The sequence below is a fragment of the Citrobacter sp. Awk 2 genome (genome assembly GCF_028069815.1).
In the GTDB taxonomy this organism is placed as follows: Bacteria; Pseudomonadota; Gammaproteobacteria; order Enterobacterales; family Enterobacteriaceae; genus Citrobacter.
On record NZ_JANEWL010000008.1, the window covers coordinates 39,381 to 52,697 of the forward strand.

The following is a 13,317-nucleotide window of genomic DNA, read 5'->3' on the forward strand; positions in this document are numbered from 1 at the left end:
CAACATGAAATGCAAATCTATTTTTTGTCTATGCATACTGGCGATTGCTTCTTTCTCATCTTCAGCGGAAGTCTTAAAACGACGGCAGACACAGCCTGAACTCACCTGCTTAAATGGCCCTGCTAAGATAAAAGATGAATCAGAGTTTAATTTATTATTTGGCGATTACACTGAAGAAGATGGGAATCTGGAGATAATTAGCCGCAAACCCCTTAAAATTCATGTGTACTCTGAAGTATTTGCCAATGAGTCCACAGAAGTAAAGGATCTCTTGGCTAAAAAAGCCCTTATCTCAAACACTTATCGGGCATTTGCTTTCAGTGATGCAGATAAAGTAACTGTCACTTCCTCTGTTAATGAAATTAGTATCACTAACGGTGTTAAAAACGTAACCCAGCTCAAATCACCAATTTATACATTATCCAAAACAAGAGATCAGGCATTGTCAGATCTGCGAAAATTCACTAGCGCCAAATCCTTCAATGACTTGTTCGACAAGGCACAAACCTGCCAAATGTCCTCGGTGTTCAAGCAATTTCTCTATGATGATCAAGGCGGCGTCGGGATTTCTAAATTTTATAAGCAGGTTAAAAAATGACAGTAAGGAAACTTCCCTCAGGCAAATGGCTCTGCCAGTGTTTCCCATATGGCCGCGATGGCAAGCGTATACGCAAACAGTTTGCAACTAAAGGTGAGGCACTCTCCTATGAGCGTCGCACCATGAATAGCGTCGCCAGTCAGGCTATTAATGACTGTGCGGTAACGCTCTCTGCATTTGTTGAGCGTTGGTATGAAATGCACGGCAAAACGCTCTCATCTGGTGATGAGAGAAAGGTGAAGTTACTAGCCATATGCGAACGTCTTGGTGATCCATTGGCTTCTCACTTTGATAAAAACACTTTCGCTGTATACCGGGAGCGGCGTTTGAGTGGTGAATGGAATCAGAAAGGCAAGAAGAAGCTGAGTGAAGCGACAGTAAACCGCGAGCAGTCTTACCTGCATGCAGTATTCTCGGAAATGAAGCGGCTGGGGGAATGGGAAGGAGATAACCCGCTGTCTGGAATCAGGCAGTTCAAAGAAGGTGATCAGGAGCTGGCTTTTCTGTATGAGGAAGAAATTGACCGATTGCTTGCAGCATGCGACCAGTCTGCAAATAAAGATTTAGGGATTATCGTACGAATTTGTCTGGCGACCGGTGCACGATGGAGCGAGGCTCAAGACTTAAAGCAATCTCAAATCCTTCCTGGTCGTCTGACGTTTACGCAAACCAAAAGCAAGAAGAACCGCACAGTGCCAATTTCACAACAACTACAGGCGATGCTCCCTAAAAAGCGTGGTGCCCTCTTCTCACCCGCATACGAGGCTTTTAAGGCAGCTCTCGCACGCGCAGGTATAGAGCTACCCAAAGGACAGCGTACCCATGTACTACGTCATACATTCGCGAGTCACTTCATGATGCGAGGTGGGAATATTTTGGTGTTACAGCAAATTCTCGGGCACAGCACGATCATGATGACAATGAGGTATGCACATTTTGCCCCAAACCACCTTGATGCTGCGGTAGCACTTAACCCGTTCGATAACCGCCAAGAGGCAAAATAGACAAACACAAAAATATGCTGCCACGCTGCTGCCATTTTGCTGCCACTGGCAAACGACAAAAACAAAAAAACCACCCGTAGGTGGTTTCACGACACTGCTTATTGCTTTGATTATTCTATTCTTTCCCATGGTACCCGGAGTGGGACTTGAACCCACACAGCGCGAACGCCGAGGGATTTTAAATCCCTTGTGTCTACCGATTCCACCATCCGGGCTCGGGAAGAAATTGGAGGCGCGTTCCGGAGTCGAACCGGACTAGACGGATTTGCAATCCGCTACATAACCGCTTTGCTAACGCGCCAAAATCTTCTGGCTTTCAGCCAAACATCCGCAAATGCCGATGTTTTAAATTTGGAGCGGGAAACGAGACTCGAACTCGCGACCCCGACCTTGGCAAGGTCGTGCTCTACCAACTGAGCTATTCCCGCATCACCAAGTAACTTTGTTAATCACTTGATTTTGTTATCGTCTGGCAATCAGTGCTGCCGTTCGATGCGTTGCATTCTACTTACCTGACGCAATGAGTCAACGATATTTTTCACCACTGACGATCGTTTGCTGAAATTTGCGGCGAAACGATCACTGATCAAGCAAATCTCCCCGTGCAGCGCTCAAATACTGGAACATTGACCATAAAGTCAGAATCGCGGCGACAAAGAAAAGTGCAATCCCGGCATACTCTACCCAGATATTTGGACGCCACAGCAGCCATGCCAGTGCCGCCATTTGCGATGTCGTTTTGACTTTACCGATCCACGACACCGCCACGCTACTACGCTTGCCAAGTTCTGCCATCCATTCACGCAGTGCTGAAATGATAATTTCACGCGCGATCATCGTGGCGGCAGGCAATGTCACCCACCAGCTGTGGTAGTGCTCCGTCACCAGCACCATCGCGATAGCCACCAGGACCTTATCTGCCACCGGATCGAGGAACGCCCCGAAACGTGTGCTTTGGTTCCAGCGGCGCGCCAGAAAACCGTCAAACCAGTCGGTAACGGCTGCGATACAGAAAATCAGCGCACAAACGAAGGGAGCCCAAGTGAATGGCAGATAAAACGCCAATACAAAGAATGGGATCAGAATGACGCGAAACAGCGTGAGCAATGTAGGGATATTAAATTGCATATGACGGATAACTATCTGTTGTCAGTGAAATTACCCCTATGTTGCTACAGAGGGCCTAATGTTTCAACGAGTAGAAGATCTTTTCTGCCAGAGCTTGCGAAATACCCGGCACTTTTGCAATTTCTTCGACACTGGCGTTACGAAGCCCTTGCAAACCCCCCATATATTTCAGCAACATTTGTCGGCGCTTAGGTCCAACGCCTTCGATGGTTTCCAGCGTGCTGGTGCTTTTCACCTTCGCCCGTTTTTTACGGTGTCCACTGATGGCGTGATCGTGAGACTCATCGCGGATATGCTGAATCACGTGCAACGCAGGGGAATCCGGCGGCAGGCTAAACCCCTCACCTTCCGGTTCAAAGAACAGAGTTTCCAGGCCGGCTTTGCGATCTGCCCCTTTTGCCACCCCCAGCAACAGAGGGTGCTGCTTATCCCAGGACACGTCCAGTTCAGCAAAAACAGCTTTCGCCTGCCCTAGCTGGCCTTTACCACCGTCGATCAAAATAACATCCGGGATCTTACTTTCTTCTATTGCCTTACCGTAACGCCGACGTAGCACCTGGTTCATCGCCGCGTAATCATCACCCGGCGTAATACCCGTAATGTTATAGCGACGATACTCTGCGCGCAGCGGCCCGTTAGCGTCAAAAACCACGCAGGAGGCAACGGTCTGCTCGCCCATCGTGTGGCTAATGTCAAAACACTCCATGCGTTTCACCGCAGGCAGTTTCAGCACGGATGCCAGCGCCGTCAGACGTTGGGTAATCGTGGACTGCTGGGAAAGTTTGGTGGTTAACGCCGTAGCCGCATTAGTACGCGCCAGCTTCAGATATCGGGCGCGATCGCCTCGCGGCTTCGTCTGGACGTTAATCTTCCTCCCGGCCAGCTCAGACAAAGAGTCAGCCAACAGCGTCTTATCGCTAAGATTGAAATCGAGCAGGATCTCACCAGGCAAGGTACGCACCTGGCTACCCTGTAAATAGAACTGCCCAACGAAGGTTTCAACCACCTCGCCCAGCTCCGTTCCCCCGGGCACTTTAGGAAAATAGCTGCGACTGCCTAACACTTTGCCCTGACGAATGAACAATACATGTACGCAGGCCATCCCGGCATCAAATGCCACGCCGATGACATCCAGATCGTCGCCAGTATTGGAAACAAACTGTTTTTCAGTAACGCGGCGAACCGCCTGAATTTGGTCGCGGATACGCGCGGCCTCTTCAAACTCAAGGTTCTGACTGGCCTTCTCCATCCGGGCGATCAGTTGCGTTAACACCTGATCGTCTTTGCCGGATAAAAACAGGCGTACATAGTCAACCTGCTGCGCGTACTCTTCTTCACTCACCAGGCCGGCGACGCATGGCCCAAGGCAACGGCCAATCTGATATTGCAAACAGGGGCGTGAACGGTTGCGATAAACGCTATTTTCACACTGACGTATTGGGAAAATTTTCTGCAACAGCGCCAGTGTTTCACGGACGGCATAACCGTTAGGAAATGGTCCAAAGTATTCACCTTTAGCATGCTTCGCACCGCGATGCGTCGCCAGACGCGGATGGGTATCGCCACTCAGGAAAATAAAGGGATAGGATTTATCATCGCGCAGTAATACGTTATAGCGCGGTTGATACAGCTTGATGTAATTGTGCTCAAGCAATAATGCTTCAGTTTCGGTGTGCGTCACCGTGACATCAATCTGCTGAATTTGTGCCACCAGCGCTTCGGTTTTACGCGACGCGAGGTTGCTGCGGAAATAGCTGGAGAGCCGTTTTTTCAGGTCTTTCGCTTTACCGACATAGATAACCGTCCCGGCGGTATCGTACATACGATAGACGCCAGGCTGGCTGGTCACAGTTTTCAGAAACGCTTTAGCATCGAACTGATCGGTCACAGGCTTGTTAATGTCTCCGCATTACACAGGCCATGGCGAATTGCCAGGTGAGTCAGCTCCACATCACCATGAATGTTTAATTTACTGAACATTCGATAGCGATAGCTGTTCACTGTTTTGGGACTAAGATTCAGTTGCTCTGAGATCTCATTGACCTTCTGGCCTTTGGTGATCATCAGCATAATCTGCAACTCGCGTTCAGACAAACTGGCAAACGGGGTTTCCGTTTTCTCTGGCTCAATCTGGCTAAGCGCCATTTGTTGAGCAATATCGGAAGCAATGTAGCGCTGTCCGGAAAAAACCGAACGAATCGCACTCACGACTTCCTGAGGGGCTGCCCCCTTACTGAGATAGCCCGCGGCTCCCGCCTGCATAACTTTTGCCGGCAGCGGGTTTTCGGTATGAACAGTCAACATGATCACTTTAATGTCAGCCGAGGAACGCGCAATTTTGCGGGTTGCCTCCAGACCGCCAATACCGGGCATATTCATGTCCATCAGCACAACATCGACGGCGTTAGCGCGGCACCATTTGACCGCATCTTCGCCGCAGCACGCCTCGCCGACAACTTTAATGCCTTTTATATCTTCCAGAATGCGTCGTATCCCTGCGCGCACCAGTTCGTGGTCATCAACAAGAAAAACGTTGATCAAAGGAATATCTCCAGAATAGGGATAACGCTACCGATAGTTAATCGGTCCTATGTTAACGGGTTTTATCTCAACTTTGAAATCTAAAAAACACCCGACTTTCGATTTTGCTCTCGTTTTTGGAAATTAGATTGTACGAACCGTGGAAACTTTCATGGCTGAAGGGCTTTTGCCAGCGGTTATATCTGCATAGCTGTTTCAGAATAGTGACAAAAAATTCATATTCTTACGCCGAATGCTAAATAGGAAGGTAAGCTTGTAACAATAATTAACGAGTAAAATACTCGGAATAAACAAAGAGTGGAGAAAATATATGCACTGCAACATCTTGTTTATTTTAATCTCATTGGGTTTTGTTTGCGCAAAAAACAACCTCAGATATTTTTAGCCGAGCTTATGGTATACTCCGCCGCCTTGACGTTTGCCATCGCACTTTTTCATTGAAACATAACGAGGAAAATAAATGAGTACGCCTGATTTTTCCACTGCTGAGAATAATCAAGAACTGGCTAATGAAGTCACCTGCCTGAAGGCCATGTTAACGCTGATGCTGCAGGCAATGGGACAAGCCGATGCAGGACGCGTGATTCTTAAAATGGAAAAACAGATCGCGCTGATTGAGGACGAAACACAGGCCGCGGTATTTACCAGCACTGTTAAACAAATTAAACAGGCCTATCGTCAGTGATAAGAAACCGGCTGACAGCGATGCTCTCAGCCGGTTTTGCGTCTGACACTCAGAACGACATTTTATTCAGATAAGCCCCGTTGCGGCGGCATAACAGGCAATCTGTGTTTTGTTTGGCGCGTTAAACTTCTTCTGCATATTCTTCTGATGAAAGTTAACGGTATTTTCAGAGATCGACAGAATCATTGCTATCTCGGAAGAGGTTTTCCCCTCAGCGGTCCATTTCAGAATCTCTTTTTCGCGCTTACTAAAACGCATCTCCGGCGCCATGACCATGTCATCTTCCAGCCGCATAAGTACTGACAGACTTTCTCGTACCAGCAGTTGCATCCTGAGCTCGACTTCATCCTGCGCAAAGCGGCCATTACGTAAACTTGCGCGAGACACAGACAAAAAGCCTAGTGCCCGGTTTGGCAACATCAAGCACTGCGTCATCCCCTTGCGCAGACCGTGATTACGCGCGGCGTCCCACAACGGCTGTGCGTCACGGAACAAGGTATCATCCCACGGTAAGTGGCCCTGACTGAAGTTTTCGGGTTTCAGTACCGGATCGATAGCGAAATAATTTTCTGATTGATAATGTGCGACCCATGCTTTGGGATACGTCGTATGAAGTACCGTTTTAGGTCGGGTAAAGGGTACGGGGTGACGGACACAGAGCGCATAAAAGTCGAACTCTAAGTGCTGCGTCTGATGTTGTAATTCGTTATAGACATCCTCTGCCGCCGCCATTTCCTGAAAGCGTAACAGCATGCTCCGTCGCCAGGTGAAGAAATCATGATCCTGCATACTAAGTGGTAATGCCCCTGAGATTGATAATCATCCAAATGTATGAAACAAGCTAACACATAAATGTATTTTATATATGCAAATTATCGGACAAATAAGAAATTACTTGAGTGTAACGTAACAGCCCACAATGCTGGCAGGATGAAGCAATAATAATAAAGCAGTAATTATAAATAGTTATGCAATGAGCACTCGCCAAAAAACTATTTCGATGAGTGCTCTCTAACCTTTTATTGCATCAGGAACTTTTCAAGAAACTGGCGGGTCCGCGGTTGCTGCGGATGAGTAAATAAGGATTTTGCAGGCCCCTGTTCCACTATCTTGCCCTGATCCATAAATATCGCCCGGTCAGCAACGTCACGCGCAAAGCTCATTTCATGTGTCACAATGACCATGGTGCGTTTTTCCTGCGCCAGCTGACGAATTGTATTAAGTACTTCGCCAACCAGTTCAGGGTCAAGTGCGGAGGTAGGTTCATCAAAAAGAATCACTTCCGGACGCATAGCCAGCGCCCGGGCAATGGCGACACGCTGCTGCTGACCGCCGGATAACCGCCGTGGATAGCTGCTCTCTTTACCCGCAAGCCCAACCTTTGCCAGAAGTTCACGCGCGCGCGCTGTCGCTTCCGCCTTCGGTTCTCCCTTCACAATGACCGGACCTTCAATAATGTTTTCCAGTACTGTGCGATGTGGAAATAAATTAAAGTTCTGGAACACAAACCCCACATGCTGGCGCAACTGGCGAATCAGTCCTTTCTGCTGGCTTAAGGAACGTGCGGTATCAATGGTAATGTCTCCGACCTTGATGGTGCCCGCCTCTGGTTGTTCCAGCAAATTAATACTGCGCAGCAACGTAGTTTTGCCTGAACCGCTCGGCCCAATAATCGCCACAACTTCACCAGGCTTAACGTCCAGATCAATGCCGTGCAGTACCGTTTGCCCGTGAAATTTTTTCACCAGGTTTCTGACTTCAATAGCACTCATTTCGGATCTCTCTCCTGGCGGTTGAGCTGTTCTTCAAAATAGTTCTGCAGCGCAGAAAGCACCGTCGCCATGACCCAGTAAATCAGCGAGGCCGCCAGATACATGGTAAACACCTCAAGCGTACGTGAAGTAATCAGCTGCGCCTGGCGGAACAGTTCCGGTACCTGGATGGTCGCGGCCAGTGATGTGTCTTTCACCAGACTGATAAAACTGTTGCTCAGCGGCGGCAATGCCACGCGTGCCGCCTGCGGTAGAATCGCCCTGCGCATCGTCTGCCACGGTGTCATACCGATACTCGCCCCAGCTTCCCACTGCCCTTTGTCAATGGAGGAGATGGCCGCACGCAGCGTTTCTGCCGCGTAAGCCGCAGTATTCAGCGACAGACCGATCATTGCAGCCGGAATCGGGTCCAGCTCAATACCAAACTGCGGCAGACCGTAGTAGATCATAAACAGCTGGGCAATTAACGGCGTGCCGCGAAAGATAGAGATATAAAAGCGCGCCAGCCAGCGCACAGGTAACAGTGATGACAAACGCATTAGCGCCAGGATGAACCCCAGCACCAGGCCAAAAAACATCCCGCCGATACTCAGTTGGAGCGTAAATACCGCCCCTTTCAGCAGATACGGCAGCGAATCAATGACCAATTGGATACTTTCTTGCATTAGTATTTTTCTACCTGGTTGTCATACATGTGGATGGTAGGCAAATAACGCAGGTGCCCCACCGGTATGAATAAAGAGGATTGGCCCTTCATCTTTAAAGCGTTTCTGGCTGATACCGTCAATCAGGCCTGCCATCGCTTTACCGGTATACACCGGGTCCAACAAGATGCCTTCCAGACATGCCAACAGTTTTACTGCCTCCATGCCTTCTTCATTTGGCGTACCGTAACCCGGCGCAAAATAATCATCCCACAGTAAAATATCTGCCGCCGCGGTCAGTTCCAGCTCACTGGCAATCGCCTGCTGAAGCGCAACGACTTTTGGTTTTTGGTCAGCAACGCTGCGTGAAACGGTGACACCGATAAGCTCAACGTTCGGCATCAATTGTTCCAGCCCTACTGCCAACCCGGCGTGCGTTCCTGCGCTGCCCGACGCCACCACGACGGATGAAAGTTCTACTGCACCTTCACATTGCTGAGCAATTTCCAGCGCACTTTCGACATAACCCAATGCGCCCAACGCGTTAGAACCGCCAACCGGGATCACATACGGGCGGAACCCCTGCGCTTCAATCCGTGTCGCCAGTTCCAGAAGCTGTGCATTCGGATCGGTCAGCGCATCACACATTTCAATCTGGGTATTGAACAGATCCAGCAACAGGCGGTTACCGTTACTGAGATAATTTTCCGCAGTCGTGCCTATCGGGTTTTCTAACAGCGCCACACAGTGAAGCCCCAGCTTCGCCGCGACCGCCGCCGTCTGACGCACGTGGTTCGACTGGATAGCCCCTGCGGTGATCAATGTGTCTGCGCCTTCACGCAGCGCGTCCGCCGCCAGAAATTCCAGTTTGCGCAGTTTATTACCGCCCATCGCCATCGGCGTGACGTCATCGCGTTTAATAAAAATATCGCGGCCGAGATAATCAGAGAAACGCGGGAGATATTCGAGCGGCGTTGGCGCACCAATAAATTCCAGACGGGGAAAGCGCGTTAAGTTATGCAGTGGCATAGAGCCTCCGGTGTTTACTCATCATCTTGTGGGCAACAAGCAGCCCAAAAGCCTGAGAGTAGAAGTTGTTGTGATGTTCTTTTTATTATGCACGTTCAGGCGCAATGGAATAAAAAAAGGCGCTGTTAAAGGCGCCTTTTTTATCCGGATGATGATTATTTCGTCACATCCGCTCCAAACCATTTTTCGGACAGGGCTTTCAGCGTACCGTCTTTTTGCATCTCGGCAATGGCTGCATCCACAGCTTTCAGCAGATCTTCATTGCCTTTACGCAGCGCCACACCAGATTCCTGGCGGGAGAAAGCTTCACCGGTCACGGCCAGTGTGTCTTTGGTTTTCTTCACCAGATCCAACGCGGCCAGACGGTCAACCAGAATGGCATCGATACGGCCTACGCGCAGATCCTGGTATTTGGTCGGGTCATCATCATAGGTACGAATATCTACGCCCTGTACGTTCTGACGCAGCCACTCTTCGTAGTTGGTCCCCAGACCAACACCGACTTTTTTACCTTTCAGGTCCGCGGCGGTCTTAATCACGCCTTCGTTACCTTTCTTCACCAGCGCCTGGATACCAGAAACCGTATACGGGGTAGAGAAATCGTATTTCTTCTTACGTTCGTCAGAAATGGTTACCTGGTTTATCACCACATCGATACGTTTGGAATCTAACGACGCCAGCATACCGTCCCATTTGGTCGGCTTGAGCGAGGCTTTCACACCCAGATGTTTAGCCAGCTCCTCGGCAAATTCCACTTCAAAACCGGTCAGTTTGCCGTCGTCACCCTGGAAACTAAACGGGGGATAAGTCCCTTCCAGCCCCACCAGCAGCGTGCCGCGCTCTTTCACTTTATTTAGCAGACCTTCGTCCGCAAATGTTTTTGCGCTCATACCCGCGACAAGTGCAACAGCCATTACACCCATCAGCGCCTGACGTCCCAGAAGTGCTAATTTCATAGTTACCCCGAATATTGTCATTAGTGACTGCTATTTATCCACAAAATCATTCGAGTTGTATCAAGGCGGCAAGCGAGTAAGTCCCCAGGAGCTTACCAGAGTAAGTGACTGGGGCGCCAACGCAGAGACAGCTTGAAGGATGACGTGTGTATGAGCGTAGTGTAGAACGTTCGCCGTAATTCACAAACACGACTCTGTTACACCTTATTCGTTTTTAATATATATCAGAACTGGCTGTCCAGGCGGATTTCTGCATATGCCCCATATGTGTATGGGCTTTAAACTGCTCATACTTACGTAGCGCAATGCGGTAGTTATTGGTGCTGGTTTCTGGCAGCCACGGGGCGAGGTTTTCGTCGAGGAACCCTTCCTGCAGCAGGTCGTGGGAAATTTTTTGTTCGGTCAGATGATTGCCAAGACGACGCAGGCGAACAACATATTCGCGCACCGTACCGTGGCTCATTTCGGTTTGCTCAAACAAAAATTGTTTAAAGCCGATAATGTCAAAGAAGTCGCTTTGCTCTTTGCAATGCAAATCACCGCAGAAACGGCACAACGCCACCCACTCTTTTTTCTCTTGCGCCCATTCAGCATCATCAAGCAACGTGTCCAGGCGGGAGATGGCTATCTTATTCACAATCTGCCCGCGGCGAACCAGCGTGATCCTGTCGAGCAACTTAAAGCAATGGGCGCAATGCGTCTGGCTGTGTTTGAAATCTTTGAGGTAGCGGCTTAGTGGCCGTCTTTTTGATTGCTGCACCGTCATGAGAACTCCTGGTAGTCAATACGTTATGCGGCATTGTTCAGGGGCAAAGATTACCCCTTATAGCTTACCCAGCTTGGTGCGTAGACGTTTGATGGCCTGGCTGTGCAACTGACTGACCCGTGATTCACCGACTTCCAGAACAGCACCAATCTCTTTCAGATTCAGCTCTTCCTGATAGTACAGCGTCAATACCAGCTTCTCGCGCTCCGGCAATGCGTCGATCGCATCCATCACGCGCTGACGGAGGTTCCCCTCAAGAAGCTGTTGTAACGGGTTTTCTTGCTGATGCTCTTCTGTCACCAGCTCAATACTATCGCCATGCTCTTCCCGCCACTCGTCGTATGAGAAGAGTTGGCTGTTATTGGTATCAAGCAACATCTGACGATACTCTTGTACAGGGATCCCCAGACGCTCCGCCACTTCTGTTTCCGTCGCGTTGCGCCCTAATTCCTGCTCCAGTTGCCCCATCGCCTGTGCCACTTCGCGGGCATTGCGCCGAACGCTACGCGGCACCCAGTCCCGGCTGCGTAGTTCATCCAGCATAGCCCCACGAATACGCTGCACTGCGTAAGTGGTAAATGCCGTTCCTTGCAAAGCGTCATATCGGTCAACTGCATTCAATAACCCGATGCCGCCCGCTTGTAGCAGGTCATCCAGTTCCACGCTCGCCGGCAAGCGCACCTGAAGGCGCAATGCTTCGTGACGCACCAACGGTACATAACGCTGCCACAGCGAGTGTTTATCCATTACACCTTCAGCGGTATACAGTGAATTCACGATAAACAGCCCTGCGTTAAATGAGTTATCGGCATGATTATCCGTTTCTGCAGGGGGTTCTATCGGAGGAATAAGGCTATAAAAGAAGGGTTATTTCACTTATGTAGGTTATGGAGTTATTTCGCAGAGAAAATAATCAACCATAAATCAAATGGTTAACGTGCCAGGGATGCGCTTTCACGCATCCCTGGTAAAATTATGTCAAGAGATGAATCATCGACAGGTCATCACCCGTTCTGACGGTCTCGATGTGCTTGTGAAAATTCTCATGGACGGTAGGATTATGCTGGCTTCGCGAATGGAAGCTGTAGACGATATTGATCACATCTTCTTCCTCAAGGTATGTTCTTTCGTAGGCACTTGCGGCGATCAACATTTTGATGAAGTAGTATTCAACGCCTATCATGTATAAGGATCGTAACGGATCTACGTTCTTTTGATTAGGGAAATTGTTTTCCCAAATCTTATACAAAATAAGATTTTTAAGATCGAATCCAGTCTCATCCTGTTGTTCGTAAACCTTCTGCCAGGTCGCCTCTAGTCTGGCGATCCCCTCATCTACAGACTGCATATCGTCCTGAGTTAACGTTCTCAGTAAACACTGAATATAGTAATTCAACACCCCACTCGCTCGACTCCCGTCGATACTGCGGAAATAATCTTGCAACAAAAGCGCTAAGGATAATTTGATATTTCGATCCGCCGAGAAATCTGACAACTCTTTTCTTAACTCGCCCGATTGAAGTTGAGCCAACAGTGCATGATAAACGGGTTCAATCTCGGCCAATGCGGTATTATCAACCGCCTTAAATTTCTCGATAAATAGCGTAAACTTAATCAGCGCATAAAGTCCGGCGTTGATATCACGCCCAGCCTGATCAACAAGACTTAAACAAAAAAGATTCAACAATTTCTGCTGTGGTGTAAGCGCGGGTTTAGCATTAGCCTGCGGTTTAACGATGCTTTTTTCATTTAACATCATCGCATTCGGGTCTGTTAATACAATGCTAGCAACCTCAGGGCAGGATAAATTTAGCGATTTTCTCACATCATTTTTATAAGTGCGCTCAACACGCGGGAATGCCTGACAAATCGGACTTAACGCCTGGACCCCGAGCGTTTTTTGTACCTGGCACAGACTCTCTTCAGTGAGGTATGGGCAGTTCCCTGTGTTATCCGCAAGTTTAATCATCCCCCACTGCATAATATCTTTCTTAAGCAGAATAATATTCTCTTTAGCAATATTTCTAATATTCTCATTTTTACTGGAGACATACTTATTCACCGTTGCCTTATCCAGATGTATATTCCAGCCTTTACAGCAATGATCGCGACATTGCGTGCCAGTGCACTGAAACGTAGTCACAAAATGGGGTTCAGTAACGGTAATTTCTTGCATTTTTCAGACTCCAGTATA

General features: G+C 48.9%; 15 protein-coding genes and 3 tRNA genes. 4 read left to right on the forward strand and 14 right to left on the reverse strand.

All coding sequences use genetic code 11. The features are described 5' to 3' along the window. Positions 1-4: 4 nt before the first annotated feature. Both NNO02_RS03925 and NNO02_RS03930 read left to right on the forward strand, forming a co-directional pair. Positions 5-598, forward strand: a complete 594-nt coding sequence (locus tag NNO02_RS03925) for a hypothetical protein (protein WP_048998565.1) — start codon at positions 5-7, stop codon at positions 596-598. Further along, the gene (locus tag NNO02_RS03930; protein ID WP_048998564.1) at positions 595-1,602 is read left to right on the forward strand and encodes a phage integrase; all 1,008 of its coding nucleotides are present in this window, start codon (positions 595-597) and stop codon (positions 1,600-1,602) included. The genes NNO02_RS03925 and NNO02_RS03930 overlap by 4 nt, the downstream gene beginning before the upstream one ends. A gap of 128 nt (positions 1,603-1,730) precedes the next feature. Here the strand turns inward: NNO02_RS03930 and NNO02_RS03935 are convergent. The 6 genes from NNO02_RS03935 to uvrY all read right to left on the reverse strand — a co-directional run bounded on the left by NNO02_RS03935 (position 1,731) and on the right by uvrY (position 5,271). Then, positions 1,731-1,817 (reverse strand) — tRNA-Leu (locus NNO02_RS03935). A gap of 12 nt (positions 1,818-1,829) precedes the next feature. Continuing rightward, positions 1,830-1,903, reverse strand: a tRNA-Cys gene (locus NNO02_RS03940). A gap of 51 nt (positions 1,904-1,954) precedes the next feature. Continuing rightward, a tRNA-Gly gene (locus NNO02_RS03945) sits at positions 1,955-2,030 on the reverse strand. 151 nt (positions 2,031-2,181) lie between these two features. Continuing rightward, entirely contained in the window at positions 2,182-2,730 is a 549-nt protein-coding gene (gene pgsA / locus NNO02_RS03950; RefSeq protein ID WP_003030490.1) for a CDP-diacylglycerol--glycerol-3-phosphate 3-phosphatidyltransferase, read from the reverse strand. Positions 2,731-2,785: 55 nt separating this feature from the next. After that, positions 2,786-4,618 carry an excinuclease ABC subunit UvrC gene (uvrC, locus tag NNO02_RS03955; RefSeq protein WP_271442692.1) on the reverse strand — a complete coding sequence of 611 codons (1,833 nt, stop codon included), beginning with the start codon at positions 4,616-4,618 and terminating at the stop codon, positions 2,786-2,788. Further along, the gene (uvrY, locus tag NNO02_RS03960; RefSeq protein ID WP_137381533.1) at positions 4,615-5,271 is read right to left on the reverse strand and encodes a UvrY/SirA/GacA family response regulator transcription factor; all 657 of its coding nucleotides are present in this window, start codon (positions 5,269-5,271) and stop codon (positions 4,615-4,617) included. The genes uvrC and uvrY overlap by 4 nt, the downstream gene beginning before the upstream one ends. 393 nt (positions 5,272-5,664) lie before the next feature. On the opposite strand from uvrY, the gene NNO02_RS23820 reads away from it, so the two are divergent. Continuing rightward, complete coding sequence (locus NNO02_RS23820) at positions 5,665-5,712, forward strand: hypothetical protein (RefSeq protein WP_418222342.1); 48 nt, start codon at positions 5,665-5,667, stop codon at positions 5,710-5,712. Positions 5,713-5,731: 19 nt separating this feature from the next. After that, entirely contained in the window at positions 5,732-5,956 is a 225-nt protein-coding gene (locus NNO02_RS03970) for a DUF2594 family protein (protein ID WP_005127733.1), read from the forward strand. A gap of 66 nt (positions 5,957-6,022) precedes the next feature. Here NNO02_RS03970 and sdiA read toward each other — a convergent pair whose 3' ends face one another. The 8 genes from sdiA to fliB form a co-directional block, all read right to left on the reverse strand. Further along, positions 6,023-6,745: a transcriptional regulator SdiA gene (gene sdiA / locus NNO02_RS03975; protein WP_137381532.1), complete on the reverse strand. Its 723-nt coding sequence runs from the start codon at positions 6,743-6,745 to the stop codon at positions 6,023-6,025. Between the two features lie 230 nt (positions 6,746-6,975). Next, positions 6,976-7,728 (reverse strand): L-cystine ABC transporter ATP-binding protein TcyN, encoded by a 753-nt coding sequence (tcyN, locus tag NNO02_RS03980; protein WP_271454252.1) that lies wholly within the window; start codon positions 7,726-7,728, stop codon positions 6,976-6,978. Then, entirely contained in the window at positions 7,725-8,393 is a 669-nt protein-coding gene (gene tcyL, locus NNO02_RS03985) for a cystine ABC transporter permease (RefSeq protein WP_061068102.1), read from the reverse strand. The genes tcyN and tcyL overlap by 4 nt, the downstream gene beginning before the upstream one ends. 21 nt (positions 8,394-8,414) lie before the next feature. Beyond that, on the reverse strand, positions 8,415-9,401 hold the full coding sequence (gene dcyD, locus NNO02_RS03990) for a D-cysteine desulfhydrase (RefSeq protein ID WP_271454253.1): 987 nt from the start codon (positions 9,399-9,401) through the stop codon (positions 8,415-8,417). 155 nt (positions 9,402-9,556) lie between these two features. Continuing rightward, positions 9,557-10,357: a cystine ABC transporter substrate-binding protein gene (tcyJ, locus tag NNO02_RS03995; protein WP_119174357.1), complete on the reverse strand. Its 801-nt coding sequence runs from the start codon at positions 10,355-10,357 to the stop codon at positions 9,557-9,559. 214 nt (positions 10,358-10,571) lie between these two features. Next, positions 10,572-11,123: a flagella biosynthesis regulatory protein FliZ gene (fliZ, locus tag NNO02_RS04000; protein ID WP_040232441.1), complete on the reverse strand. Its 552-nt coding sequence runs from the start codon at positions 11,121-11,123 to the stop codon at positions 10,572-10,574. Positions 11,124-11,180: 57 nt separating this feature from the next. After that, positions 11,181-11,900, reverse strand: coding sequence for an RNA polymerase sigma factor FliA (gene fliA, locus NNO02_RS04005; RefSeq protein WP_005127740.1), 720 nt, complete (start codon positions 11,898-11,900; stop codon positions 11,181-11,183). A 196-nt stretch (positions 11,901-12,096) separates the two neighbouring features. After that, positions 12,097-13,299 (reverse strand): flagellin lysine-N-methylase, encoded by a 1,203-nt coding sequence (fliB, locus tag NNO02_RS04010; RefSeq protein ID WP_032936835.1) that lies wholly within the window; start codon positions 13,297-13,299, stop codon positions 12,097-12,099. Between the last annotated feature and the right edge of the window lie 18 nt (positions 13,300-13,317).